Raw genomic sequence first — 25448 nt, forward strand, 5'->3', positions numbered from 1 at the left:
GCCCCCGCCTCAACCCTTCGCCGGATCCGCTGCCGGCTGCCCGAGCACGGGATGCTGGCGATACAGCCACCATTGCTGCGCGATGGTGAGGATGTTGGATGTGCACCAGTAGATCAGCAGGCCGGCCGCGAACGGCGCCATGATGAACATCATCATCCAGGGCATCAGCGAGAAGATCTGTTTCTGCACATCGTCCATTGGCGCCGGGTTCAGCTTGAACTGCAGCCACATGGTGATGCCAAGGATCACCGCCAGCACGCCGATGCCGAGGAACGAGGGCGGCGTGAACGGCAGCAGGCCGAACAGGTTGAGGATGTGCGCCGGATCGGGCGCGGACAGATCCTTGATCCACAGGTAGAAAGGCTGGTGGCGCATATCCACCGTCAGCATCAGCACCTTGTAGAGCGCGAAGAAGATGGGGATCTGCAGAAAGATCGGCAGGCAGCCCGCGAGCGGATTGACCTTCTCCGTCTTGTACAGCGCCATGATCTCCTGCTGCATCTTGGGCTTGTCGTTCTTGTAGCGCTCCTGCAGCGCCTTCATCTTCGGCTGGATGGCGCGCATCGCCGCCATGCTGGCGAACTGCCGCTGGGCGACCGGGAACATCAGGCCACGCACGATGAAGGTGAGGCAGATGATCGCCACGCCGAAATTGCCGATGTGGCGGAACAGCCAGTCGAGCAGATAGAAGATCGGTTTCTCGAACCAGCGGAACCAGCCCCAGTCGATCGCGCGGTCGAACAGCGCGATGCCCTGCTGGTCCATATAGCGGTCGAGCACCGGGGTTTCCTTGGCGCCGACGAACAGCCGGCTCGTCGTGCTGAGCGAAGTGCCGGGCTGGACGACGGCGGGCGCATAGGTCAGGTCGGCCTGATAGCGGTCGCTCGCGCCCTTGCGGAACTGCGCATCGACCGGCAGCGTCTGCGCCGGGATGAGCGCGGCATGCCAATAGAGATCGGTAAAGCCCAGCCAGCCGCCGGTGGTGGAGAAGCGCTTGTCGCCATCCTTGTCCAACTTGTCGAAGCCGATGTCATAATTGGCCGATCCGTTGAACACGCCCATCGGGCCGGTGTGGATCGTCCAGGTCGACTTGTCCTTGCTGTGGCCAGTGCGCGAGAGCAGGCCATAGTTGCGGACGGCGATGGCATTGCCGCCCGCATTCTCGACCGTCTGCGCGACAGTGAGCAGATAATCCGCGTCGATCGACAGGCGGATGAGGAAGGTCTGGCCCGCGCCGTTGCTCCAGCGCAGCGTCACCGGCGTCTGCGGGGTCAGCTTGGTGCCGTCGGCTGTCCACACGGTGTTCGCATCCGGCACGCGCACGCCTTCGCCGCTCCAGCCGAAGCTCGCGAAATAGGCGTCCGCCGTGCCGCTCGGCGCGAGCAGGCGGACCGGGGGCGATTTTTCATCCACAGTCTGGCGGTGCGTCGGCAGCACGACATCATCGATGCGGGCGCCGCGCAGATTGATGGAGCCGCGCAGCTTGGGCGTCTCGATGGCGACGCGCTGGCTTTCGCCCAGCACGGCCTCGATCGGGCGAATCGCCTGCGCGCCTTCGGCCAGCGGCCCGCCGCGCACATTGGGCGCCGCGCCCTGCTGCTTCGCCTGCTGCTCGGCCCGCTCGATCGGCTGGGCCGATGGCGGGAAGAAATAATTGCTGATGACCGGCCAGCCAAAGAGAATAGCAATGGTCAGCACCACGGCGAGAAGGATGTTGCGCTTGTCGTCCACGTCTCTTTGGCTTCCGTCTCTTTGTCAGCTCATGTCAGGGGATTCGGCGTCAGGGCACCGGATCATGGCCGCAGCCGCCCCATGGGTGGCAGCGCAATAGCCGCTTCAACGCCAGCCAGCCACCCCTTATCGCCCCATATTTCCGCAGGGCCTCGATGGCATATTGGGAGCAGCTCGGCGAATAGCGGCAGGAGGGCGGCAGAATCCGGCTCGGTCCGATCTGCCAGAAGCGCGCCACGAGGATGAGAAGGCGCGCGATCATGGGGCGAAGTGGTCGAGTGTGCGGCGACGCCATGGTCTTCCAGCCTCGACCACCGTGCTCCTGCGAAGGCAGGAGCCCAGGGCGGCAAGGGCAGTCGGTTGGGCCCTGGGCTCCTGCCTTCGCAGGAGCACGGGTTGTGCGGGGCCAAGGCGACAATCCCTGATCGACGTCATGCGGGCGGCTCATTGCGCGGCGCAGGGTCATTGTGAGGCGCCGGGGGCGTCACCCTCTTGCTCCCACCGGAGCCGCGCCCACCCCGACCCCGTCCGCCTTCGCGCGGCGGGGCACCCTTGCCGCTGGCGATGCGCCGCAGCGCTTTCTCAAGCTCGGCGGCCAGCAAGGCATAATCGCGCTCGACACCGCCCTCGCGGCCGATCAACACATGATCGGCGCCGGCAATGGCGTGCGCGGGCAGGATCTCGCGCGCAAGCGCACGAAAACGGCGCTTCATCCGGTTCCGGATGACAGCGCCGCCGATTTTCTTGGTGACGGTAATGCCGAGGCGGGCCGTAGGATCGCCATCGCCCCGATCGCGCACCAGCAGTACGAAGCCTGGCATGGGTGCGCGCTGGCCGCGATTGGCGGCCAGATAGTCGGCGCGGCGGGTCATGCGACCCACGACGCGCCGCAGCGCGCCGTCCGCGCCGGGCTCGATCAGGCGGTCAGCTTCTTGCGGCCGCGGGCGCGGCGCGCGTTCAGCAGCTTGCGGCCGGCTGCCGTCGCCATGCGCAGGCGGAAACCGTGGCGGCGCTTGCGAACAAGGTTGCTCGGCTGAAAGGTGCGCTTCATCGTTCATTCCTCAAAATCGAATCAGGTTCTGCAGACTCGACAAAAATGGCCGCCTCGCCCCGATCCGGGAGGAGCGGCCGTCTGTCCGAAGGCGCGCGGATAGGCAAAGCGGGCTTATTTGTCAATCAGCGGCACGGAAAAGGACGCCGCGCTGCGCTGCTCTCTTAGGCGGGCCGCGCGGCTAACTGCAAGGGAATGAATAGCCAGGCGCGCCTCATTCAGAAACGGTGGAAACGAAGCGGGAACATCGCTACACCCGCCTCATGATCGCGCATTTGAAAGGCCTGCTTGTCTCCACCGGACTGGATAGTGCCGTCATCGATGTCGGTGGCGTGGGCTATCTCGTCGGCATGTCCTCGCGCAGCCTCTCGGCGCTCGGCAGCGTCGGCGGGGCCGTGACCGTGCATACCGAGATGCTGGTGGGCGAGGAGTTCATCCGGCTGGTCGGCTTCGCAAGCGAGGCGGAGCGCGACTGGTTCCGCCTGCTCACCGGCGTGCAAGGTGTTGGCGCCCGCGTGGCGCTGGCCATTCTCTCCGCGCTGGAACCGAGTGACCTGCACCGCGCCATTGCCGCGCAGGACAAGGCGATGGTCGCCCGCGCCAATGGCGTCGGCCCCAAGCTCGCCGAACGCATCGTGCGCGAACTCAAGGACAAGGTCGGCGCCATCGCGACCGGATCCTTCGCCATCGGGCTGGATGCGAGCGGCGCGGCGATCCCGGCCGCGACGGGCGTGCAGGCCGATGCCCTCTCCGCCCTCGCCTCGCTGGGCTTCAAGCCGGGCGAAGCGAGCATCGCCGTCAGCGCCGCGCTGGACGAGCTGGGCGACAGCGCCTCTCTGGATGCTCTGGTCCGCCTCGCGCTGCGAAAGGCTGCCAAGTGACGGGCCGGTCAACGCGCGCTAGGGTGCCGGGCTGATGGCAAGCTCCCCCCTCCTCACCGCTGGCCGCACGCCTGAAGATATGGATGCCGCGCTGCGCCCAAAGACGCTGGACGATTTCGTCGGGCAGAAGGGCGCGCGCGAGAATCTGCGGATCTTCATCAACGCCGCCCGCGCACGCGGCGAAGCGCTCGATCATGTGCTGTTTTTCGGCCCGCCGGGCCTGGGCAAGACGACGCTGGCGCAGATCGTCGCGCGGGAGATGGGCGTGGGGTTCCGTGCCACGTCCGGTCCGGTCATCGCCAAGGCGGGCGATCTCGCCGCGCTGCTTACCAATCTCGATGAAGGCGACGTGCTGTTCATCGACGAGATTCACCGGCTCAATCCGGCGGTGGAGGAAATTCTCTACCCCGCCATGGAGGACCGCGCGCTCGACATCATGATCGGGGAAGGCCCCTCGGCCCGCTCGGTGCGGATCGATCTACCGTCTTTCACGCTGGTCGGCGCGACGACGCGGCAGGGCATGCTGGCCACGCCGCTGCGCGACCGGTTCGGCATCCCCGTGCGGCTCAACTTCTATACCGTCGATGAGCTGGAGCATGTCATCACCCGCGCCGCGCGGCTGCTCGACCTGCCGATCGCCCCCGATGGCGCGAGCGAAATCGCCCGCCGCGCCCGTGGTACGCCGCGCATTGCCGGACGGCTGCTGCGGCGGGTTCGTGATTTCGCCCATGCCGCCGGCCATGATGTCGTCGATGCCGCCGCCGCCGATGCCGCGCTGACCCGGCTGGAGGTCGACCAGCTCGGCCTCGACCTGATGGATCGCCGCTACCTGCGGATGATTGCCGACATTTATAAAGGCGGCCCGGTTGGTGCCGAGACGCTCGCCGCTGGCCTCTCCGAACCGCGCGACACCATCGAGGATGTCATCGAGCCCTATCTGCTCCAGCTTGGCATCATCGCGCGGACGGCCCGGGGCCGCATCCTGAATGCGCCGGGCTGGAAGCACCTCGGCCTCAATCCGCCAGAGGGCAGCCAGGACGGTTTGTTCGACTGAGGCGACGAGCGGCAAGCGATCCTCCCCGGTCCCGTGCGATAGAACGAAGACCTGCTGCGTTCTGACGCTTGAAAAGGCTTCCCGCCGCGAGTCGCGTCGGTTAGGACTGGTCACCCATGCCTTCGCAAAGCGCCCTTCATCCCGCTTCGGGACAGTTTGAGAACGGAGAACATCGCTTCCCCGTGCGCGTCTATTTCGAGGACACAGACCTTTCCGGCGTCGTCTATCACGCCAATTATCTGCGCTATATGGAGCGCGCCCGCTCGGATATGCTGCGCCAGCTCGGCATCGATCAGCGCGCGGCGCAGGAAGCCGGCGAGGGCGTGTATGCGGTGACGGACATCGCGCTGCGCTACCGCGCGCCGGCGCGCCTGGACGATGATCTCACCGTGCGCAGCCACCTGACGCAACTCGGCGCGGCGCGCTGCGTTATAGCCCAGTCGGTTTGGCGCGAGGACATGGAACTGACACGAGGCAGCGTCACTGTTGCTTTCCTCGACAGCACCGGTCGCCCGCGCCGCCAGCCGGCGGACTGGATCGATCGCTTCAGCCGGCTCGCGCCGCTTCCTTCCTGACCGGAGAAACACCCCCGCCCATGACTCTCACCCTCATGCTTGCTGCCGCAGCGCCGGACAATGCGCTCACTTTGTCGCCGGTGGACATGTTCCTCCAGGCGGATATCGTCGTGAAGGCGGTGATGGTCGGCCTGCTGCTAGCCAGCGTCTGGACCTGGGGCATCATTTTCAGCTTCGCCGGAAGGCTCCGGCGGATGCGCAAGGGATGCGACGAGTTCGAGCGCGCCTTCTGGCAGGCCAAGGACATGGACGCCTTCGCCAAGGAGCGCGGCCGCGAAGACCTGCCGAGCGCGCAGGTGCTCAATGCCGGCATCGCCGAATGGCGCCGCTCCACCGCCCAGCGCGGCATGAATCCGGATGGCACGCGCGACCGGCTCGCCACCGCCATGGGCTCCGCTCTGGCTGGCACCATCGACAAGATTTCGGACCGGCTGAACATCCTCGCGACCGTCGGCTCGGTGGCGCCGTTCGTCGGCCTGTTCGGCACGGTGTGGGGCATCATGCGCGCGTTCATTGCCATTGCCGGCGAGCAGAACACCAGCCTCGCGGTCGTGGCACCCGGCATTGCCGAGGCTTTGTTCGCGACCGCCATCGGCCTGTTCGCGGCCATTCCGGCGGTGATCGGCTACAATCGCCTGAGCCATGGCGTGAACCGGCTGGAAGCGCGGGTCCAGCGCTTCTCGGACGGACTCTACACCACCTTCAGCCGCGAGCTTGAATCCTGATGGGCATGAACCTGCCTTCCAACCGGCGGGGCGGGCGACGCGCGCCCATGGCGGACATCAACGTCACGCCGCTGGTCGACGTGATGCTGGTGCTGCTCATCATCTTCATGGTGACCGCCCCCTTGCTGGTGACCGGCGTGCCGGTGCGCCTGCCGGAGAGCCGCGCGAGCGCGCTGGATCAGGACAAGAAGCCCGCCATCGTCTCGGTCGATCCGGAGGGCGCGGTCTTCATCAATGACGATCCGGTGAGCGACGATGCTCTGCCGGACCGGCTCAATGCCCTGCGCGCCGGCCTGGGCCCGGACGAGCAGGTGTTCCTGCGCGCCGACGCCGCGCTCGATTATGGCCGCGTCATGCGCGTGATGGGCGAGCTCAATCGCGCCGGGCTGGACCGGGTGGCGCTCGTCACCACCGGGATCGGCATGGGCGGATCGGATCCGTCCACCGTGCGTTCAGTGACGGGCGAATAAGGGCGGGGAATGGACCAGCGCGAGCGTCTAGGACTGGGAATTTCCACGGCGGGCCATGTGCTTCTGCTCGGCGCGCTGTCGCTCGGCCTGTTCCAGAAGAGCGCCGATTTAAAACCGCCGTCGACGATCGACGTGACCTTCGCGGATGCAGTCGCGCTCGAAAGCCTCACCCGCGAGCATGCGCCGGACGTGCCGCAAACCGCCACCGCGCCGGAAATCGGCGAGGTCGAGCCCGATGCTGCGCCGCCGCCGCCCGCCGCTGCAGCGCCCACGCCGCCGGCACAGCCCGAACCGGTTGCACCGCCACCGCCCCCCCGAGCGCAGGCACCGACGCCCAAGCCGGCTCCGCCCCCGCCGCCCGCGCCCAAGCCGCGCGAACAGCGGGCCAGCACGCGCGAGACGCCGGCCGCCAAGCCCGCGCCCTCCCGCCCCGCGCGCGAGGAAGCGCCGCGTCAGCGTGCATCCCGGCTGGGCGACGATTTCCTCAAGGGCATCGACGCCGAGACGGCCTCCAGCCGCGCGACGCCCAACACCAGCGGCTCCAACGCCAAGCTCAGCCCGGTCGCGGCCCGTGCACTGAATGCGGAGATCACCCGCCAGATCAAGCCGCACTGGCGCCCACCCTCGGGCGCCGATGCCGAAAAGCTGGTGACGCTGCTCAGTGTCCACCTGACACCGGATGGGCGCATCGATGGCCGGGTCGAGGTCGTCGGGCAGGAGGGCGTGACGGCCAGCAATCGCGCCCAGGCCGATCTTCATGCCGAGCGGGCCGTGCAGGCCGTGATACGCGCCGCGCCGTTCAAGAACCTGCCCGCCGAATTTTATGAACAGTGGAAGTGGCTCCGGCCGCTCCGCATTTATGCGAGTCTGTGACCATGATGATGCTCAGCCTTCGACGCAAAACCCTGCGCGGTGCCAGCGCCCTGCTGGCCCTGCTCATCGCGATGCCCGCCACGGCGCAGCTCAGCGTGGACGTCACCAATCCGGTCGAGAGCGATCTGAGGATCGCCGTTCCGGCCATGCCGACCCAGCAGAATGTCGAAACGCCGGCCGGCTCCACCCAGTCGCTTGGCCAGCGCATCGCCGAGGTGATCGCCAACGATCTGCGCGGCTCCGGGCTGTTCACGCCACTCGGCCCCAATGGCGTGCAGGCGCCCTCCATGGCGGAAGTCACCAGCCCCGTCTTCGCGCGCTGGTCCGCGATGAATGCCGAGGCGCTGGTGCAGGGCTTCGTGCGCTCAGCGGGCGGCGATTCGCAGATCACGGTCGGTTGCTATCTCTATGACGTATCGCTCGGCACCGAACTGGCCCGACAGGGTTATGTCGTCGCGCCCCGCGACTGGCGCCGGGCTGCGCACCGCTGCGCCGACCTTGTCTATTCGCGCCTGACTGGCGAGAGCCCGTTCTTCGATAGCCGCATCGCCTACATCGCCGAGACCGGTCCCAAAGACAATCGCGTCAAGCGCCTCGCCATCATGGATAGCGATGGCGCCAACCATCGCTTCATCACCAACGGCCAGAGCCTGGCGCTCACGCCGCGCTGGTCGCCGGATTATCGCTCCATCGCCTATGTGAGCTATGTCGGCCGCAATGTGCGCATCTACATCTATGATGTCGATCAGGGCCGCCAACGCGTGCTGCTGGAAGGCAGCGGCGCCATCTTCGCCCCGCGCTGGTCGCCCGATGGGCGCACGCTGCTCTATTCGATGGCGAGCGGCGCCAATACGGACATCTACAAGATCCCCGTCGCAGGTGGTCGCCCGACACGGCTGACCAACACGCCGGGCATCAATGTCGGCGGCTCCTTCTCGCCGGATGGCACGCGCGTCGTGTTCGAGAGCGATCGCTCGGGCGGGCAGCAGATTTATGTGATGAATGCGGATGGCTCGGGACAGCGCCGCATCAGCTTCGGCGGTGGCCGTTACGCGACGCCGGAATGGAGCCCGCGCGGCGACCTCATCGCCTTCACCAAGATCGCCGGCAACTTCCGGGTCGGTGTGATGGATGTGAACGGCAGCAACGAGCGTCTCCTCACCAATGGCTGGCAAGATGAAGCGCCGACCTGGTCGCCCAATGGCCGCGTGCTGCAATTCTTCCGCACCGCAGCCGGCCGATCGGGCAATTCGTCGATCTGGCAGGTGGACCTGACGGGCGTGAACGAGCGCAAGATCGTAACGCCGGTGGACGGCTCCGACCCCGCTTGGGGGCCACTGCTTCAGTGACGGGGAACCAATAATTCATCTTTGTTTTCATATCTTCAGGTTGACTTGTCGGCAAAACGCCCCAACCATACGACGAACCGGTTTGTGTTCAGGACAGTAGGAGAAGCCCCCATGCGTACCACACCCCTGTTGCTGCTGGTTTCCAGTGCCGCGCTCGCCCTTTCGGCCTGTGCCAAAAAGGCGCCGGAGACTCTTCCCCCCGCCCCGGCTGACACGGCTCCGCCGCCAGCCACCACGCCGACGCCCACGCCGAGCGGCCCGACCCCGGGCAGCCAGGCGGACTTCGTCGCCAGCGTGACCTCGGACCGTATCTTCTTCAACACGGATGAGAGCGACATCGACGATGAAGATCGCAACGTGCTGCGCAGCCAGGCCGAATGGCTGATGCGCTACCCGCAGAAGCGCGTGACCGTCGAAGGCCATGCCGACGAACGCGGCACCCGCGAATACAATCTCGCGCTCGGTGAGCGTCGCGCCAATGCCGCCAAGAACTATCTGGCGTCGCTCGGCATCGATGCCGGCCGCATCAACACGATCAGCTACGGCAAGGAGCGCCCGGTCGCGCTCGGCTCGGATGAAGCCAGCTGGGCTCAGAACCGTCGCGCAGTCACCGTCACGGTCGACTGACACGCGCCAGAACGCCAAACAGAAAGGGCAGCTTCCAAGCGGGAGGCTGCCCTTTTCTATGATCTGCCCTGCTGGCGGACGGGCCGTCAGCCGCGGCGCGTACCCGTCATCGCCATGGTGCCGAAAGCGCCGGCATCGATGGTGCCGCTGATCTTGCCGTCGGTCACGATTGCCTCGCAGGTGAGCGTCATCGGCATGGGCATGGTCATCTCCATGGTCCAGGTCAGCCGGTTGCCATCCACCTTGCCGTTCTTCACATCCAGCGAGCCGAGCGGCCCCGCATTGGTGCCGTTGAACGTGTCTCCGTCCGTCACGACGGTGAACACGCTCGCCTGATCCCCCATCGGGGTCTTGGTGGTGCAATCATAAGCGCCGTCAACTTTGGCCATTTCATCTCTCCTTCCGGAATGAACGTTCTTCAGCGAGCGGGGGCTGCGCCGGGGGTGATCTCCGTCACGGGCAACCCCAGCGGCTTGAGCTGGTCCGCAATCTGGCTCTTGTCGCCGACCACCACCCAGCTCAGCTGCGCGGGGTCGATGAGTTGCTTCGCCGCCGCGTCGAGTTGGGCCGGGGTGAGCGCCTGATAGCGCGCCCGCAGCGTCTCGACATAATCGAACGGCCGGCCGAACAGCGCATCCGCCTGCATCTGCCCGAGCACCGCGCCGGTCGTCTCGAACTGCCCCGGCAAGCCGGCGATCTCGCCATTGACGACGCGCGCGAATTCCTGCGGCGTCACGCCCTTTTGCCCAAGGAAGCTGACGATCTGGTCCCGCATCGCCGCGATGGCGGGGCCGGTCTTGTCCGCCTGCACCGGCGCGCTGACCAGATAGGGGCTGCGCTCCAGCCGCCGGCTGAGCGCGCCGCGCACGCCATAGGACCAGCCCTTGGCCTCCCGAATGTCCGCGTTCAGCCGCGAGAGGAAATCATCGCCCAGCACGGTGTTCGCCATGTTGAACGCGACCAGGTCATCGCGCCCGGTCGCCTTGGTGACGACCCCGCCCAGAATGACGGACTGCGGCGACTGCGGCCGGTCGATGAGGTAGATGCCCGGCTTGGGCGTCGGCACCGCCACGGAGAAATCCTTGACCGGCGAGGCCATGCGGTTCTGCGGCCAATTGCCGAAGCGCGCCTCCAGCAGGGGCTTGATCTCGGCCATGGTGATGTCACCGGCGACGAAGATCTCAGCCTTGCTCGGGACGATCCAGCCGCCATGGTAATGCAGGAGGTCATCGCGCGTGATCGCCTTCACCGTGGCCTCCTCGCCCCGCGCGCTGACGACGCCATAAGGATGCTGCGGGCCATAGAGCAGCGGTGAGATTGCCCGGTTGGCAAGGCCACTGGGCTGCGTCTTTTCCGCCGCAATGCCGGCAAGCTGGATGGTCCGCAGCCGCTCGATCTCGCTCGGGGCGAAGGCGGGATTGCGGATCACGTCCTGCAGCAGGTCGAGCGAAGGCGCCAGATTGGGCTTGAGCGCGAACAGGGAGATGGACGTGCGGTCCATGCTCTGCCCGGTCGAGATGCTGGCGCCGAGCCGCTCCTGCTCCTCGGCGATCTGGATGGTCGAACGACTGGTGGTGCCGGCCTCCAGCAGGTCGAGCATCAGCGTGCCCAGCCCCATCCGGTCCCGCCGGTCACTGGCAAGCCCAGCGTCGAAATTGACCGCGATGCTGACCGTCGGCACGGTCGAGCGGGTCGCGACGTGCAGCTTGATGCCATTGCCGAGCGTCGCCATCTCCACCGTGGGGAAATCGAGGTCCGGGTTCTGCGTCACGTCCGGAATCGCCAGCGTCGGCTTGGGCGCCGCGACATCCGCCGGCGCATTCTCGCCCGGCGCTGCGACGCTCGCATCCTCATAGGCCTCCCGCTCACCGGGCTCGACCGTCAGTGCAAACACGGGGCGGGTGAGCCAGCGCTGCATCGCCGCCGTCACGGCCGTGGGCGTCGCGGCGGCGATGGCCGCCAGGTCCTTCTTGTACTGGGCAGGATCGTCCGAATATAACAGTCCCTCAGCCAAGGTGGACGCCTTGCCGCTGAATCCGCCGACCACTTCAAGCGCGGCAATCTCGCCGGCCACCTGCCGGGTGGCCACGCGGGTGACTTCGTCGGCTGTTGGGCCAGTCTTGATGAAATCGCCCATAATCTCATCGAGCCGGCGGGAGACCAGCGCCGGATCGGTGCCGGGCTTCACATCCGCCGTCGCCATGAAGAAACCGAGTTGCTCGAACTGCTGCACGCCCGCGGTCACGCTCACCGCGATCTGCTCATCGCGGACGAGGATATTGTCCAGCCGCGAGCTGGCGAGGCCGCCGAGCACCGCGCCGCCCACGGAGAGCAACGGCGCATCCTTGTCATTGCGGCCCGGCGTTACCCACATGCGATAGATGCGCGTGGTCGCCACGCGGTCCTTCATCACCTTGTCAACGCGTGCAGGCAGCGTCGGGATGGGCGCGGCAACCGGCTTGACCGCCGGCCCCGCCGCGATGCCGCCGAAATATTTCTCGACCTTCGCCTTGGCCGTGGCGACGTCGATATCGCCGGCGAGCACCAGGATCGCGTTGTTCGGCCCGTAATGATCGCGGAACCAGCCCTTCACATCCTCCAGCGAGGCGGAGTCCAAATCCGCCATCGAGCCGATGGTCGAGTGGCCATAGGGATGGCCCTTGGGCAGCAGCGTCTCAAGCTGCACATATTCCACCAGGCCATAGGGCTGATTGTCACCCTGCCGCTTCTCGTTCTGCACCACGGCGCGCTGGGCGTCGAGCTTGCCTTGCGTCACCGCGCCGAGCAGGCGGCCCATGCGATCCGCCTCCATGAACAGCGCGCGATCGAGCGTGCCCGTCGGCACCGTCTCGACATAATTGGTGCGGTCGAACCACGTCGATCCATTGGTCGGGGTGGAGCCGGCCGAGACCAAAGGCTCGTCGAAATTGGGCACATTCTCCGACCCGCCGAACATCAGATGTTCGAAGAGATGCGCAAAGCCGGTCTTGCCTTCCGGCTCATGCTTGGAGCCGATACGGTAGTAGACGGTGACGCCGACGACCGGCGCCTTGCGATCGGTATGCACGATCACGCGCAGGCCATTGGGCAGCGTGAACGTCTCGTAGGGAATGTCGACTCGCTTGATGAGATCGGCGAGCGGCGCGGGCTTGACGGCTGCGCTGGCCGTCGCGGTGGCTGCTGGACGGGGGGCGGGCTGCGCTTGCGACCAGGCCGGCACGGATGCCGTAAGGGCAAGGCTGCAAACGCCCAGATACATGAGGGCAGTCGAACGACGAACAGTCAGACGCATAGAATCTCCGACGAATATCAACAGGTCGCCACCCGTAGCAGCGACGGCCTGAACCATGGCCGGACCATAGCGGCAGGCGGCGGCCAAGCCTAGCGCCGGATCGAACCGGCCCCGGATTGAGGACCCGCCAGCGAGCTTGAGCGTTGATCATATCGAAGCTGGCATGGCATATTGGCAGCGGTCGATCATGCTGCCCGGATCGCGCCGGAGAAAAACGCACCGCCCTCTTGTGTTGCGAAATAGCAACACCATCTGTGGCGGGCGAAGGGAGATAGTATGAATCTCGAAAAGTTCACAGACCGGGCCAAAGGCTTCCTGCAGAGCGCACAGACTGTTGCGATCCGCATGAACCACCAGCGCATCAGCCCGGAGCATCTACTCAAGGCGCTGCTCGAGGATGAGCAGGGCATGGCCAGCGGCCTCATCAAGGCGGCGGGGGGCGATGCCGCGACCGCGCTGCGCGAGACCGACGCGGCGCTGGCCAAGGTGCCCGCCGTCAGCGGATCGGGCGCGCAGCAAACGCCGGGCCTCGACAATGACGCGGTGCGCGTGCTCGATTCCGCCGAGCAGGTCGCGCAGAAGGCGGGCGACAGCTATGTCACCGTCGAGCGGCTGCTGCTCGCTCTGGCACTGGCGACGACGACCGCCGCCGGCAAGGCGCTGGCCACCGCCGGCGTGAAAGCCGAGGCGCTCAATGGCGCGATCAACAGCCTGCGGGGTGGCCGAACCGCGGACACCGCATCCGCCGAAGACCGCTATGACGCGCTCAAGAAGTTCGCCCGCGACCTCACCGAGGCCGCGCGGGAGGGCAAGCTCGATCCGGTGATTGGCCGCGACGAGGAAATCCGCCGCACCATCCAGATCCTCGCCCGCCGCACCAAGAACAACCCGGTGCTGATCGGTGAGCCCGGCGTCGGCAAGACCGCCATCGCCGAGGGCCTCGCGCTGCGCATCGCCAATGGCGACGTGCCCGACACGCTCAAGGACCGCACGCTGATGGCGCTCGACATGGGCAGCCTGATTGCCGGCGCGAAGTATCGCGGCGAGTTCGAGGAGCGCCTCAAGGGCGTGCTCGACGAGGTGAAGGGCGCGGACGGGCAGATCATTCTCTTCGTCGATGAGATGCACACGCTGATCGGCGCGGGGAAATCCGAGGGCGCGATGGATGCCTCCAACCTCTTGAAGCCGGCTCTGGCGCGCGGCGAGCTGCACTGCATCGGCGCGACCACGCTCGATGAATATCGCAAATATGTCGAGAAGGACCCCGCCCTCCAGCGGCGGTTCCAGCCCGTGTTCGTTGGCGAGCCGACGGTGGAGGACACCATCTCCATCCTGCGTGGCATCAAGGACAAATACGAGACGCACCATGGCGTGCGGATCGCGGACGGGGCCATTGTCTCGGCCGCGACGCTCTCCAACCGCTACATCACCGACCGCTTCCTGCCGGACAAGGCCATCGACCTGATGGACGAGGCCGCGAGCCGCATCCGCATGGAAGTGGAGTCCAAGCCCGAGGAGATCGAGAATCTCGACAGGCGGATCATGCAGCTCCAGATCGAGCGCGAGGCGCTGAAGAAGGAGACCGATCAGGCGAGCAAGGACCGGCTGGCGGCGCTGGAAGGCGACCTCGCCAATCTGGAGCAGCAGTCGGCCGAGCTCACCGGCCGCTGGCAGGCCGAAAAGGACAAGATCGCGGGCGAAGCCAGGCTCAAGGAACAGCTCGATGCCGCGCGCATCCAGCTGGAGCAGGCGCAGCGCACCGGCGAATATGCCAAGGCTGGCGAGCTGCAATATGGCACCATCCCGACGCTGGAGAAGCAGCTCGAAGAGGCGCAGTCCGCCTCCAAGGGCGCGATGCTGCGCGAGGAAGTAACCAGCGAGGACATCGCCAGCGTCGTCTCGCGCTGGACCGGCATTCCGGTCGACAAGATGCTGGAAGGCGAGCGCGAGAAGCTGCTGGCCATGGAGGAGGAGCTGGGTCGCCGGGTGATCGGCCAGGCCGATGCGGTGAAGGCCGTCTCCACCGCCGTGCGCCGCTCACGCGCGGGTCTGCAGGATCCCAACCGGCCGCTCGGCAGCTTCCTCTTCCTCGGCCCGACGGGCGTCGGCAAGACGGAGCTGACCAAGGCGCTCGCCGAATTTCTGTTCGACGACAGCAATGCGATGGTGCGCATCGACATGAGCGAGTTCATGGAGAAGCACAGCGTCGCGCGGCTGATCGGCGCGCCGCCGGGCTATGTCGGCTATGAGGAAGGCGGCGTGCTGACCGAAGCCGTCCGCCGCCGGCCCTATCAGGTCGTGCTGTTCGACGAGGTGGAGAAGGCGCATGGCGACGTGTTCAACGTGCTCCTCCAGGTGCTCGACGATGGCCGCCTGACCGACGGGCAGGGCCGCACCGTGGACTTCACCAACACGATCATCGTGCTGACCAGTAACCTCGGCAGCCAGTTCCTCACCAGCCTTGGTGACGATGAGCCGGTGGAAAAGGTGGAGGATCAGGTGATGGACGTGGTGCGTGCGCACTTCCGCCCCGAATTCCTCAACCGGCTGGACGAGATCATCCTGTTCCACCGCCTGGGCGCAGAGCATATGGGGCCGATCGTCGACATCCAGGTCGCCCGCGTCGGCAAGCTGCTCAAGGACCGCAAGGTCACGCTCGACCTCACCGACGGCGCCCGCGCCTGGCTCGGCCGGGTGGGCTACGATCCGGTCTACGGCGCCCGCCCCTTGAAGCGCGCGGTGCAGAAATATCTGCAAGACCCGCTCGCCGACCTCATCCTGCGCGGCGAAGTGCCCGACGGCGCAACTGTGCGCGTCGATGAGGGCGATGGGGCGCTGGTGTTGACGGTGGGGTGAGGGTGCGAACGCACGTAATAAAGGAAAGGGCGGCCAAATGGGCCGCCCTTTTTGTTTCTGGCAATGGTCAGGAGGTCGTTAGAAACCGACCTTCACGCCCGCATAGAGGTAGCGTCCAACGCCCGATACCGGATAGCTGAGCTGACCGGGTTCCGGCTCGTAGTCGAACAGGTTGTTCACGCCGCCATAGAACTCGAACTTTTCGTCCACGGTAAATGCCGCACGGATATCGTGCTCCCAACGCTCCTTGAAGAAGAAATACTTGGGATCAGAGATGTCCGGATCGCCCGCAAGCTGCTCGGTCGTGTAACGACGTGTCTTGCTCCAGTAGCTCAGGCCGTAGTTGATCGAGAAGTTCTCGAGCGCCCAGGTCAGGCTGACACTCCCGCGCCAGCGGGGATTGTACCGCTCCAGCAAATCATCATCGACATCAGCTCCGAGCGTCGGCACGAAATTGATCGAGTCGAGGTAACCGCCAGCCAGACTGAACTGGAACCGACCGATGTTCGCTGCCGGCGTAACCACGTAGTTGATCGTGAAGTCCGCGCCGGCAGTCCGGAACGCCGCGACGTTTTCAGGACGTACAAGGAAGGCGTTGCGACGCAGCGGGTCGTTGCCTTGACCCAGGAAGAAGCCAAGCGTCGATCCGGGTGTCGTTTCGCGGAAGAGGTTTGGACAGTAAGGATTGTCCAACGTCGGCTGATCAACGCAAAGCTCGGCCAGTTCGGTCGCGGTCGGCGTGTTGATGGCATCGGTGATACGAATATTGTACCAGTCGAACGTTATGGACAGTCCCGGGATGAAGCTCGGCTGGAGCACGACGCCGGCCGTCCAGGTCTTGGCCGTCTCCTCCTGCAGATCCTGATTACCGCTGTACAGGCCGCGACGCGACGTATTTTGCTCAGGCACGCTGCTTGGGCTAAACGTCGCGATCTGCGTCGGCGTCAAACCAAAACCAGCGAGAAGAGCTTCGCAGTTTGCTGCCCGGTACTGGGTGCCCTGATTACGACGATTGATGTCGCACGGATCGGTAATGAAGAGGAACGTTCCGGTTTCCGGCCGGAATAGTTCTCCAATATTCGGTGCACGGACAGCCTGCGAATAGGTCGCACGAAAACGGATATCGCGGATCGGCGCATAAACACCGTCGATCTTCCAGGTCGTCGTGCTACCCACAGTCGAGTAATCCGAGAAGCGGATGGCGCCCCCGATCGACAAGCGTTCAGCGAACGGAAGATCAGCCAGAATCGGAAGATTGATCTCGCCGAAGACTTCCTTCACGTCAAATTCACCGCTGCTCGGCGCGATGGCGCTGAAGTCTCGGAAATCACCATTTTGAATCCGCACGTCAGGCGTTTCGCTGCTCTTTTCGCGACGATACTCAGCGCCGATCGCAAAACCGACGGGTCCACCTGGCAGATTGAAGAAGGCTTCCGTATCGCCCGAGATATAGCCGCTAACGACTTCCTGAGCGACGCGTGAGCGACTGACATTGTCCGCCAGGACGAAGGCGAGTGCCTCCTGGCTTGCAACACCTTCACCAAGGAGATTGAGTGGGCGACAAGCGCTGTTCGCTCCGGGCGTAAACGTCGTTGCAGGCGCGTCGAAATTCTCGGGATCAATGTTCGACGTGGGATCGAGGGTCGAACGACACACGATATTGCCCGAGACCGGATCGCGCACTGCATCAAGTGCGGCGAAGAAGCGGTCGCCAATCAGGTTCGAGGTCTGAACGAACTGCGACTTGGTACGACCGAATACATAGGAGATGTCGTAGCGCAGGTTGTCCGTAATCTCACCTTCGAGACCGACGACGATGCGGAAGGTTTCGCGTTCGGTCGTTTCACCGCGAATGCCCAAATCGAAGTTATCGCGATAAAGCCCTGCGCCGCCCGCCGCCTCATCAGCACCAAAGCGCTCAATGAGATAGGCGTTGTCAGGAGCAAGGTAGGTGCCGAAGTCAAAACTGGGCTGACCAACCGAGAAGGACTCGTTCTTTACGTATTTGCCTTCAAAGTAGAGACGGGCTGCAGGCGAGAACTCAAAGCTCGACATCATGTTGAACGAGTGACGTTCTGTCTCCGGCTGCAAGTCACCATAATAACCGGCGACGGGTGTATTCGTCCCCCCAATGGCAAAAGCGGTGCCTGGCAGCACGATGCCTTCATCATATGCTCGACCGTCGCCCAGATAGAGACCGCTATCAAGTGCGACCATCCCCGGGCGAGCGCTATAAGCCCAAGTCAGGTTATTCTGGCGAATGTTGTCGAAAACATTGGGATCGTCGACTGGATCGCCGTCTTCATTTTCAAGGAAATCATTTGGGTTCTGAACCATCACCGCCCAGCGCGACGGATCGCCTGAGTAGAGGCGTTTGGAACTGTGAAGCCGATCGGCCCGGTTGTACTCATATGCAACCGTCAGGTTTGCGCGATCATCCAGAAAATTCTTACCGGCGACCACCGAAAACAACTGGCTGCCGGCATCGCCTTTGCTGGAGATACCAGCCTGTGCACGCGCGGAGAACCCGTCATAGTTGCGCTTCAAGATGAAGTTCACCACGCCGGACACGCCGTCCGCACCGTAAACGGCAGACGCGCCGCCGGTGAGCACGTCAACCTTCTCGATCAGTTCTTGCGGGATCGTGTTAATATCGACCGCTGCCGAATTGGCGACGCCTGCGACGTGACGCTTTCCGTTGACCAGCACCAGCGTGCGATCGGTACCGAGGTTCCGCAGGTCGAGCAGGTTCACGCCCGTCTCGCCGAACCCTGCATCTGCACCGCCCGAAAGAGATGAGCCGATCGATGCGGTCAAAGCAGGGTTCCGGATCAGAATGTCCGCGATATTGGTTTGACCGGTATTCTCGATTGCAGCCGCTGTGATCGCAACAATCGGGTTGGCAACTTCGAGCTCAGGTCGCGCAATGCGCGATCCGGTAACGACGATCACCTCGCCCTCCTCAGCGGCATCCGCGTTCTGCGGCTCCTGCGCATGTGCGGCGGAGCTCAGCATGGCGAGGCCGAGCACGGCAGGTGCAGCTGCCAGCTTCAGCAATGTTTGCGATGTTATTTTCTTCACGATCCAGTCCCTTGCTCTGGAATTTGCGAACTGCGGCCGGGAACATCCGGTCGCACGAAACGCGGGGATCGTGCGTCGTCCTCTCGGTCTCCCGACGACAACACGCGTGGCCCCTGCGCTATATGGCCGTGAAACTGTGCGGATTGGTTAAAGGTGTAAAGCGCAGGTGCAGCATGAACGGGCTATTTTCCCGTACATGTCACATTCATGCAACAAGATCGTCGGTCCGGTGCCTCCGCGCCCTGCGGTCCGCTGTAACAATATTAGCGGCGATCTACACAGCACGACACAAATCGTCCCGAACCGCAGTTTTCCTAGAAACTATTTGTTAATCTTCTCACACCGCAGTTCGAATGAACATGGAATTCGTGGCGAAATCGGAGCGACCCAGGGGGTAGCTTTCCGTAGCGTCCGATGCGCCAAGAGGCATTTTAGGTCTGCCTCACCCGCCCCTGTGGCCTTGGCACATCGTGTTGCAATGCAGCAAAAGAGCCCGACGGCCGGACGCTACGGCATCCAGCCTGATTGTCGATCAGCGGGCCGCTTGACCCTGTACCAGCGGTAACGGATCAATCCGCGCATCGTTCCACTTCATGCTCCAGTGTAGATGTGGACCTGTCACCCGGCCCGTCGCGCCGATCTCGCCGAGGGGCTGGCCCTGGCGCACGACATCGCCTTCCTTCACCAGCAGCCGATCACTGTGCAGGAAGGCGCTGTTGAGGCCCATGCCATGATCGATGATGAGCAGCTTGCCTTCCAGCGTGAACGGCTCTTCGCTAGCCAGCACGACGACGCCGTCCGCCGGCGCGACATAGACCGTGCCCTGCCCCCCGGCGAGATCGAGCCCGCTATGGTAGCTGCCCGGCGTGCCCCGATAGATGCGCTGCGAGCCGAACACGCCGGAAATGCGCGCCTTCACCGGCCAGATGAATGTCTGCCGCCAGCCATTGCTCAGTTGCGGATCAGCCCGGGCGGCAACGATGCGCGCCAGTTCGCCCGCCCGCCGTTGCTGGAACTCCTCGCTGGTGGCGCTGCCCGTGATCGAGGCATTGACGTTCTGGATCTTCCAGTCGCCGCGCGCGATGGTCAGCACGCGCCGTTGCTTGCGCCCATCACGCCCGGTCGCTTCCAGCGTCATGGTGGCCGGGGCATCGCGGTCCAGCCCGATGATGAAGTTGCCCTCGGCGTCCACTGCCACCGGCACGCCATCGAGCGTAAGACCCAGCGTGCCGACGGGGACGAGACCGCGCAGCAGTGCCCCTTGCCGGGGGGCGCCGCGAACCTGCAACGTGGCCGGCCCTTGCGGTAGCGCGAGATCGGGCACGTCCTCGATGGGCAGCGCGCTGGCTTCCGGCGGCGGTGCCTGGACCGTCGCACAGCCGGCCAATGCGGCGAGCAGACCTCCCGCCAGAACAGAACGAGAGCGGAAGCGGAAACCTGTCATGCCGCACTCATGGCCGCGCGGCTGGCGCGATGCAAGGGCGCGCCGTCAGTCGAACAGGTCGGTCTGCCGCGCTGGCGTAGCGGAAGGGGCCGCCTTGCGCACCGGCCGGGGCGCGGGCGGTGGCGGCGCGGAGGACGGGAAGGCCGGCGCCGGAGAGTCGCCACCCGCCGCATCGGGCTGCGTCAGTGCGGTCACCTCATCCTGCTCGAACTTGAGCGTCACCCGCCCCGCCGCGCGCGCCTCCTCGGCGGAGCGCACCAGCCGGCCTTGCGCCATCACGCGGGCGAAGCCACGCTTGAGCGGCGCATCGGGATTGAGCGACTGCGCCAGCCGCCACAGCCCATCCAGCTGCCGCCGCGCGTCGCCCAGCCGGCGCTCGAGCACCAGCGGGGAGAGCCGGACGTTGGCAAGCTTCTGCCGTTCCCGCGCGAGGTGGCTCTGCAGCAATGAGGGTCGCAATGCGCCGGATGCGTCCGCCAACTCGTGCCGCGCCCGGCTCACCCGGTGGGAAAGCCCCCGCCGCAGCCGGTCGCCGAGATCATCCGCGCGCTGGCGGGCCTGGGCCAACAGCACATCCGGGCGCGGGAGGAGCCGCCGCTGTGCTTCCAATCGCTCGCGGCTGCGGTCCAGGCCGCGCGCCACGCAGCGCTGCATCCGCGCGCGTAGCTCAGCGACCTGCACGGCGAGGTCGGCGCGCACCGGCACGGCCATTTCCGCAGCCGCCGTGGGCGTCGGCGCGCGCAGATCGGCAGCGAAATCGCACAAGGTCGTGTCCGTCTCATGCCCCACGGCGGAAATGACCGGAATCGGCGACTCCGCCACCGCCCGCACCACGACTTCCTCGTTGAACGACCACAGATCCTCGATGGAGCCGCCACCGCGCGCCACGATCAGCACGTCGGGGCGCGGAATCGGGCCATTCGCCGGTAACGCGCCAAAGCCGCGCACCGCCGCTGCCACCTGTGCCGCCGCGCCCTCCCCCTGCACCAGCACGGGCCAGAGCAATACGCGGCTCGGAAAGCGATCGGCAAGCCGGTGGAGAATGTCGCGAATCACTGCGCCGGTGGGCGAGGTCACCACGCCGATCACATCGGGCAGCATCGGGATCGGCCGGCGCTTGGCGGGATCGAACAGCCCCTCGGCGGACAAGCGTGCCTTGAGCTTCTCGAAGAGCTGCATCAGCGCGCCCTCGCCGGCCAGCTCCATGCTCTCGATGACGATCTGATATTTGGAGCGTCCGGGATAAGTCGTGACCTTGCCGGTGACGATCACATCCAGTCCATCTTCGGGCCGGAAGGCGAGCCGGCCCGCCGTGCCTTTCCACATCACCCCGTCGATCACCGCCGCATCGTCCTTGAGGCAGCAATAGACATGGCCGGAGGCGGCCCGCTTGAAGCCCGAAATCTCGCCGCGCAGGCGCACGAAGCCGAAGCGGTCCTCCACCGTGCGCTTGAGCTGGGCGGACAGTTCGGAAATGCTGAGCGCGGTCAGATTGTCCCCCGCGCGCTCCTGCGCTAACAGGCGGCCGGACGCATCCTCACTGACGGAAAAATCGCTCATGAATATCCTTTTGCTCGGCGGTGGCGGGCGCGAACATGCCCTCGCCTGGAAGCTGGCGCAATCGCCGCTCTGCACCGGCCTGTTCGCCGCACCGGGCAATCCCGGCATAGCCGAGGCGGCGCGCCTGGTCGATATCGACATTGCCGATCATGCCGCCGTGATCGATTTTTGCCGCGCTAACAACGTCGGTCTGGTGGTCGTCGGCCCGGAAGCGCCGCTGGTGGACGGGATTGCCGACAGCCTGCGCGCCGTGGACATCCCGGTGTTCGGGCCGAGCGCCGCTGCCGCCCAGCTTGAAGGCTCCAAGGGCTTCACCAAGGATCTCTGCCGCGATGCCGCCATTCCCACGGCCGGCTATGTCCGCTGCACCAGTGCTGAGGTGGCGCTGGCGGCGCTGAGCGATTTCAGCCTGCCGGTGGTGGTGAAGGCCGATGGGCTCGCCGCCGGCAAGGGCGTCATCATCGCGCAGACGCGCGAAGAGGCCGAAGAGGCGATCCGCGACATGTTCGGCGGCAGCTTCGGCGCATCGGGCGCGGAAGTGGTGCTGGAAGAATTTATGGAGGGCGAGGAAGCCAGCTTCTTCGCCCTCACCGATGGCACGCATGTCGTCGCCTTCGGCTCGGCGCAGGATCACAAGCGGGTGGGGGAAGGCGACACTGGCCCCAATACCGGCGGCATGGGCGCCTATAGTCCGGCCTCGGTGCTCACGCCTGCCCTGCAGGATGCCGTGATGGACCAGATCATCCGCCCGACGGTGACGACGCTCGCCGCGCGCGGCACGCCTTATTCCGGTGTGCTGTTCGCGGGGCTGATGCTCACTCCGGACGGCCCCAAGCTCATCGAATATAATTGTCGCTTTGGCGACCCTGAATGCCAGGTGCTGATGATGCGGCTGACCAGCGATCTGGTTTCGCTGCTGCTCTCCGTCGCGCAAGGGGCGCTCGACGAGGCCAGCGGCCCCAGCTTCGCGCCCGACGCGGCGCTCACCGTGGTGCTGGCCGCAAACGGCTATCCCGGCACGCCCGAGAAAGGCGCGCCCATCGCGCTTCCGATGGCGCCCGAAGGCGCCAAAATCTTCCACGCCGGCACGACGCTCAAGGACGGGCAGCTCGTGGCCAGCGGCGGCCGCGTGCTGAACGTCACCGCGCGGGGGGCCACGGTCACGCAGGCGCGCGACGCCGCTTATGCGCTGGTCGATCAGGTCGATTTCCTCGGCGGCTTCTGCCGGCGCGACCTCGGCTGGCGGGAAATCGCGCGGGAGAAAGACGCGGCGGCAGGCTAGGCGCCGCCGTTCAGACGCGCGCGATCCTGTTTACGAAAAGGGTCAATACATCACGAACGCGCGCCGCCTGCTCCGGCCCACCCGGAGCGGATTGGAGAACGGCAAGGCCATGAACCAGCGCCCAGCAGGCGAGCGCAACAGCCTCGGCGTCCTCGGGCGCCAGAGCCACGACCCGATCGTACAGGACGCCGAAGGCACGCTGCCTCGCCGGACTTTCTTCACCGGCGCGTGTGCCTTCGCGGAACATCAAATCGAACAAACGTCGGTGCGTTATTGCAAATGCAAAGTAGGCCAAGCCCTGCGCAACCAGCGCAGGAGCGCCGGCCTTTGCGGCATCCGCAGCCTTGAGCTGTGCCTCAAGCATAGCAAATCCGCGCTCGGACACGGCCTCCATCAGTGCCGCCTTATTCGGGAAATGCCGATAAGACGCCATGGCGGATACGCCAAGGCGCGCCGCGAGATCGCGCAGACTGGGTTCCGGCTCGCCTGCAACCAACGTCGCCACTGTTTCGTTGACGAGGCAATTCCTCAAGGACGCGTCTTTCAAGATTGTTTACACCGTAAGCTTGATGAAGTATGTTTACACTGTAAGCATACCTTCGCGCCTTGCAACACGATTTGCCATGGAGCCTCTCAATGATCGTCCACCATCTCAACAACTCCCGCTCGCAGCGCATCCTGTGGATGTTGGAGGAGTTGGGCCTCCCCTATGAATTGCGCCGTTATGAGCGCGATCCCGAAACGATGTTCGCGCCCGCTGCGCTCAAGGCGGTGCATCCGCTCGGCAAGTCGCCGGTGCTCGAAGACGAGGGCCGCACGCTGGTCGAGAGCGGCGCGATCGTCGAATATCTGGTCGAGAAATCCGGCCAGTTCGGGCCGCCCGATGACGCTGACGGTAAGCTGCAATACCGCATGTTCCTGCATTATGCGGAAGGATCGATGATGCCGCCGCTGCTGCTCAAGCTCGTGCTCTCCCGCATTCCGCTGGTCGGCAAGGTCGCCGTCAAGCGCATCCAGCCGATGATCAACGTCCATCTCGATTATGTCGAAGCCGAGCTCAGCCGGCGTCCGTGGTTTGCCGGCAACCAGATCAGCGGGGCCGATGTGATGATGAGCTTTCCACTGGAAGCCGCGCGGAGCCGGGGCGGGCTGGACGAGAGCCGTCCCGCGACCATCGCCTGGCTGGACCGGGTGCAGTCACGGCCTGCCTATCAGCGCGCGCTGGAGGCGGGCGGGCCTTATGCCTATACCTGATCGAACGGGCGCGGGCGCGCCGGTCAGTCTTCCGCGCTGACCAGCAACTTGTCGATCTTGCGCCCGTCCATATCGACGATTTCGAACCGCCAGCCCTGCTCGCTGAAATGCTCGCCCTCTTCAGGCAGGTGGCGCAGCACGGCCAGCGCAAAGCCGGCAACGGTCGCGTAGTCGCGGTCTTCGGAGAGATCGAGGTCGATGCGCTCGGCCAGCGCGTCGATGGCCATCTGGCCGGAGACGAGCAGGCTGCCATCCTCCCGCTCCGTGACCATCGGCTGGGTATAGAGATCGCTGTCCGACGCAAACTCGCCAGCGATGGCGGACATGAGATCGGCCGGGGTCACAATGCCTTCGAAATGGCCATATTCGTCATGCACCATCACCATGGGGGCGTCGGCCTCCCGCAGGCGGTTGAGGGCGTCCATGGCATCCACCTGATCGGGCACGATGGAGACCGGGCGCATCAGCACCCGCAGATCCAGTGCCTCGCCCCGGAACAGTGCCGCCATCACGTCACGCGCCTGTACGACGCCAATAATGTCCTCCACGCTGCCCTGCGCGACCGGCAGGCGGGTGTGCGGGGTGGCGAGCAGCTTCTCGCGCAATTGCTCGGCGCTGGCATCGGCATCCAGCCAGTCGACATCGCGGCGCGGCGTCATCACTTCGCGCACCGGCCGGTCGGCCAGCCGCACCACGCCGGAAATGATCGCGCGCTCGCTTTCCTCGATCACGCCGTGCCGGCTCGCTTCCGCCACGATGAGCTGCAGTTCCTCCGCCGTCACATGGTCCGAGCCTTCGCGCTTGAGGCGCATCAGCTTGAAGATGACCTCGCTGGACTGATCCAGCACCCAGACGATCGGCGCGGCAACGCGCGCGAGCATGATCATGAATGGCGCGACGACGCAGGCCAGCGGCTCGGGATTGCGCAGCGCAAGCTGCTTGGGCACCAGCTCGCCGATGATCAGCGAGACATAGGTCGTCGCGACGATCGCAACGCCAAAACCGGTGTTCTGGGCCAGGTTCGCGGACATGCCCAGATAGGCGAAGATCGCGCCGAGCGGGCCACCGAGTTTATCGCCCGAATAGGCACCGGCGAGAATGCCGATGAGCGTGATGCCGATCTGGACGGTAGACAGGAAGCGGCCCGGCTCCGCACTGAGGCCCAGCGCCGCCCGGGCCCCATGCTTGCCATTGCGGGTCATGGCCTCCAGCCGTGGCCGGCGTGCCGAGACAATGGCCAGTTCGGACATGGCAAAGACGCCGTTGAGCGCAATCAGCGCGAGGACGATGGCGGCATCGAGCCAGGGAAAAGGCGGCATGGTCTCTTCTAAAGGGGGTTGTTG

The 25448-nt window shown here is 65.4% G+C and carries 22 protein-coding genes; 11 read left to right on the top strand and 11 right to left on the bottom strand.

The genetic code is table 11. The annotated features are described in order from the left end of the window. Positions 1-9 precede the first annotated feature (9 nt). From yidC to rpmH, 4 genes are all read right to left on the bottom strand, one after another. Positions 10-1731 carry a membrane protein insertase YidC gene (gene yidC / locus M2334_RS14460; protein WP_264605772.1) on the bottom strand — a complete coding sequence of 574 codons (1722 nt, stop codon included), beginning with the start codon at positions 1729-1731 and terminating at the stop codon, positions 10-12. Positions 1732-1780: 49 nt separating this feature from the next. Further along, positions 1781-1993 (bottom strand): membrane protein insertion efficiency factor YidD, encoded by a 213-nt coding sequence (gene yidD / locus M2334_RS14465; protein ID WP_181558690.1) that lies wholly within the window; start codon positions 1991-1993, stop codon positions 1781-1783. A 169-nt stretch (positions 1994-2162) separates the two neighbouring features. Next, positions 2163-2603, bottom strand: coding sequence for a ribonuclease P protein component (gene rnpA, locus M2334_RS14470; protein WP_264606095.1), 441 nt, complete (start codon positions 2601-2603; stop codon positions 2163-2165). A gap of 44 nt (positions 2604-2647) precedes the next feature. After that, positions 2648-2782 (bottom strand): 50S ribosomal protein L34, encoded by a 135-nt coding sequence (rpmH, locus tag M2334_RS14475; RefSeq protein WP_014074358.1) that lies wholly within the window; start codon positions 2780-2782, stop codon positions 2648-2650. A 263-nt stretch (positions 2783-3045) separates the two neighbouring features. Here rpmH and ruvA point away from each other — a divergent pair, with 263 nt between their 5' ends. The 8 genes from ruvA (at position 3046) to pal (ending at position 9336) form a co-directional block, all read left to right on the top strand. Continuing rightward, positions 3046-3663 (top strand): Holliday junction branch migration protein RuvA, encoded by a 618-nt coding sequence (gene ruvA, locus M2334_RS14480; RefSeq protein WP_264572363.1) that lies wholly within the window; start codon positions 3046-3048, stop codon positions 3661-3663. 34 nt (positions 3664-3697) lie between these two features. Further along, complete coding sequence (gene ruvB / locus M2334_RS14485; RefSeq protein ID WP_264572002.1) at positions 3698-4717, top strand: Holliday junction branch migration DNA helicase RuvB; 1020 nt, start codon at positions 3698-3700, stop codon at positions 4715-4717. Between the two features lie 116 nt (positions 4718-4833). Then, complete coding sequence (gene ybgC, locus M2334_RS14490) at positions 4834-5292, top strand: tol-pal system-associated acyl-CoA thioesterase (protein WP_264605773.1); 459 nt, start codon at positions 4834-4836, stop codon at positions 5290-5292. A gap of 20 nt (positions 5293-5312) precedes the next feature. Continuing rightward, a complete protein-coding gene (tolQ, locus tag M2334_RS14495) occupies positions 5313-6017 on the top strand; it encodes a protein TolQ (protein WP_264605774.1) in 705 nt (234 codons plus the stop codon). After that, entirely contained in the window at positions 6017-6487 is a 471-nt protein-coding gene (locus M2334_RS14500) for an ExbD/TolR family protein (protein WP_181558685.1), read from the top strand. Before tolQ ends, M2334_RS14500 begins: the two co-directional genes overlap by 1 nt. A gap of 9 nt (positions 6488-6496) precedes the next feature. Further along, complete coding sequence (locus M2334_RS14505) at positions 6497-7360, top strand: TonB C-terminal domain-containing protein (RefSeq protein ID WP_264605775.1); 864 nt, start codon at positions 6497-6499, stop codon at positions 7358-7360. Positions 7361-7365: 5 nt separating this feature from the next. Further along, the gene (gene tolB, locus M2334_RS14510; protein ID WP_264572362.1) at positions 7366-8709 is read left to right on the top strand and encodes a Tol-Pal system beta propeller repeat protein TolB; all 1344 of its coding nucleotides are present in this window, start codon (positions 7366-7368) and stop codon (positions 8707-8709) included. Positions 8710-8820: 111 nt separating this feature from the next. Next, positions 8821-9336 carry a peptidoglycan-associated lipoprotein Pal gene (pal, locus tag M2334_RS14515; RefSeq protein WP_264571999.1) on the top strand — a complete coding sequence of 172 codons (516 nt, stop codon included), beginning with the start codon at positions 8821-8823 and terminating at the stop codon, positions 9334-9336. Between the two features lie 86 nt (positions 9337-9422). Here pal and M2334_RS14520 read toward each other — a convergent pair whose 3' ends face one another. Next, positions 9423-9725, bottom strand: a complete 303-nt coding sequence (locus M2334_RS14520; RefSeq protein ID WP_181558682.1) for a hypothetical protein — start codon at positions 9723-9725, stop codon at positions 9423-9425. Between the two features lie 29 nt (positions 9726-9754). Then, a complete protein-coding gene (locus M2334_RS14525; RefSeq protein ID WP_264605776.1) occupies positions 9755-12628 on the bottom strand; it encodes a M16 family metallopeptidase in 2874 nt (957 codons plus the stop codon). A gap of 276 nt (positions 12629-12904) precedes the next feature. Here M2334_RS14525 and clpB point away from each other — a divergent pair, with 276 nt between their 5' ends. Beyond that, positions 12905-15484: an ATP-dependent chaperone ClpB gene (clpB, locus tag M2334_RS14530; protein WP_264605777.1), complete on the top strand. Its 2580-nt coding sequence runs from the start codon at positions 12905-12907 to the stop codon at positions 15482-15484. Between the two features lie 78 nt (positions 15485-15562). On the opposite strand, the gene M2334_RS14535 is transcribed toward clpB, so the two are convergent. From M2334_RS14535 to xseA, 3 genes are all read right to left on the bottom strand, one after another. Continuing rightward, positions 15563-18565: a TonB-dependent receptor plug domain-containing protein gene (locus M2334_RS14535; protein WP_264595137.1), complete on the bottom strand. Its 3003-nt coding sequence runs from the start codon at positions 18563-18565 to the stop codon at positions 15563-15565. A 532-nt stretch (positions 18566-19097) separates the two neighbouring features. Then, positions 19098-20009 (bottom strand): M23 family metallopeptidase, encoded by a 912-nt coding sequence (locus tag M2334_RS14540; protein WP_264605778.1) that lies wholly within the window; start codon positions 20007-20009, stop codon positions 19098-19100. Positions 20010-20054: 45 nt separating this feature from the next. Next, positions 20055-21569 carry an exodeoxyribonuclease VII large subunit gene (xseA, locus tag M2334_RS14545; protein ID WP_264605779.1) on the bottom strand — a complete coding sequence of 505 codons (1515 nt, stop codon included), beginning with the start codon at positions 21567-21569 and terminating at the stop codon, positions 20055-20057. Here xseA and purD point away from each other — a divergent pair. Further along, positions 21568-22851: a phosphoribosylamine--glycine ligase gene (purD, locus tag M2334_RS14550; RefSeq protein WP_264605780.1), complete on the top strand. Its 1284-nt coding sequence runs from the start codon at positions 21568-21570 to the stop codon at positions 22849-22851. The genes xseA and purD overlap by 2 nt on opposite strands. Before the next feature lie 10 nt (positions 22852-22861). Here purD and M2334_RS14555 read toward each other — a convergent pair whose 3' ends face one another. After that, complete coding sequence (locus M2334_RS14555) at positions 22862-23356, bottom strand: TetR/AcrR family transcriptional regulator (RefSeq protein WP_264605781.1); 495 nt, start codon at positions 23354-23356, stop codon at positions 22862-22864. A 131-nt stretch (positions 23357-23487) separates the two neighbouring features. Between M2334_RS14555 and M2334_RS14560 the strand changes: the two genes are divergently transcribed. Then, a complete protein-coding gene (locus tag M2334_RS14560; RefSeq protein WP_264605782.1) occupies positions 23488-24105 on the top strand; it encodes a glutathione S-transferase family protein in 618 nt (205 codons plus the stop codon). A 23-nt stretch (positions 24106-24128) separates the two neighbouring features. On the opposite strand, the gene M2334_RS14565 is transcribed toward M2334_RS14560, so the two are convergent. After that, positions 24129-25424, bottom strand: a complete 1296-nt coding sequence (locus M2334_RS14565; RefSeq protein WP_264605783.1) for a hemolysin family protein — start codon at positions 25422-25424, stop codon at positions 24129-24131. Positions 25425-25448 lie beyond the last annotated feature (24 nt).

It is taken from the genome of Sphingobium sp. B11D3D, from assembly GCF_025961755.1.
GTDB lineage: Bacteria > Pseudomonadota > Alphaproteobacteria > Sphingomonadales > Sphingomonadaceae > Sphingobium.

Coding starts and splice junctions, on each gene's coding strand:
- M2334_RS14520 (WP_181558682.1), bottom strand. CDS start 9,725: ATGGCCAAAGTTGACGGCGCTTATGATTGCACCACCAAGACCCCGATG.
- ruvA (WP_264572363.1), top strand. CDS start 3,046: ATGATCGCGCATTTGAAAGGCCTGCTTGTCTCCACCGGACTGGATAGT.
- M2334_RS14540 (WP_264605778.1), bottom strand. CDS start 20,009: ATGACAGGTTTCCGCTTCCGCTCTCGTTCTGTTCTGGCGGGAGGTCTG.
- ruvB (WP_264572002.1), top strand. CDS start 3,698: ATGGCAAGCTCCCCCCTCCTCACCGCTGGCCGCACGCCTGAAGATATG.
- rpmH (WP_014074358.1), bottom strand. CDS start 2,782: ATGAAGCGCACCTTTCAGCCGAGCAACCTTGTTCGCAAGCGCCGCCAC.
- xseA (WP_264605779.1), bottom strand. CDS start 21,569: ATGAGCGATTTTTCCGTCAGTGAGGATGCGTCCGGCCGCCTGTTAGCG.
- rnpA (WP_264606095.1), bottom strand. CDS start 2,603: ATGACCCGCCGCGCCGACTATCTGGCCGCCAATCGCGGCCAGCGCGCA.
- M2334_RS14525 (WP_264605776.1), bottom strand. CDS start 12,628: ATGCGTCTGACTGTTCGTCGTTCGACTGCCCTCATGTATCTGGGCGTT.
- tolB (WP_264572362.1), top strand. CDS start 7,366: ATGATGCTCAGCCTTCGACGCAAAACCCTGCGCGGTGCCAGCGCCCTG.
- purD (WP_264605780.1), top strand. CDS start 21,568: ATGAATATCCTTTTGCTCGGCGGTGGCGGGCGCGAACATGCCCTCGCC.
- M2334_RS14560 (WP_264605782.1), top strand. CDS start 23,488: ATGATCGTCCACCATCTCAACAACTCCCGCTCGCAGCGCATCCTGTGG.
- M2334_RS14505 (WP_264605775.1), top strand. CDS start 6,497: ATGGACCAGCGCGAGCGTCTAGGACTGGGAATTTCCACGGCGGGCCAT.
- clpB (WP_264605777.1), top strand. CDS start 12,905: ATGAATCTCGAAAAGTTCACAGACCGGGCCAAAGGCTTCCTGCAGAGC.
- M2334_RS14565 (WP_264605783.1), bottom strand. CDS start 25,424: ATGCCGCCTTTTCCCTGGCTCGATGCCGCCATCGTCCTCGCGCTGATT.
- yidD (WP_181558690.1), bottom strand. CDS start 1,993: ATGATCGCGCGCCTTCTCATCCTCGTGGCGCGCTTCTGGCAGATCGGA.
- pal (WP_264571999.1), top strand. CDS start 8,821: ATGCGTACCACACCCCTGTTGCTGCTGGTTTCCAGTGCCGCGCTCGCC.
- tolQ (WP_264605774.1), top strand. CDS start 5,313: ATGACTCTCACCCTCATGCTTGCTGCCGCAGCGCCGGACAATGCGCTC.
- M2334_RS14500 (WP_181558685.1), top strand. CDS start 6,017: ATGGGCATGAACCTGCCTTCCAACCGGCGGGGCGGGCGACGCGCGCCC.
- ybgC (WP_264605773.1), top strand. CDS start 4,834: ATGCCTTCGCAAAGCGCCCTTCATCCCGCTTCGGGACAGTTTGAGAAC.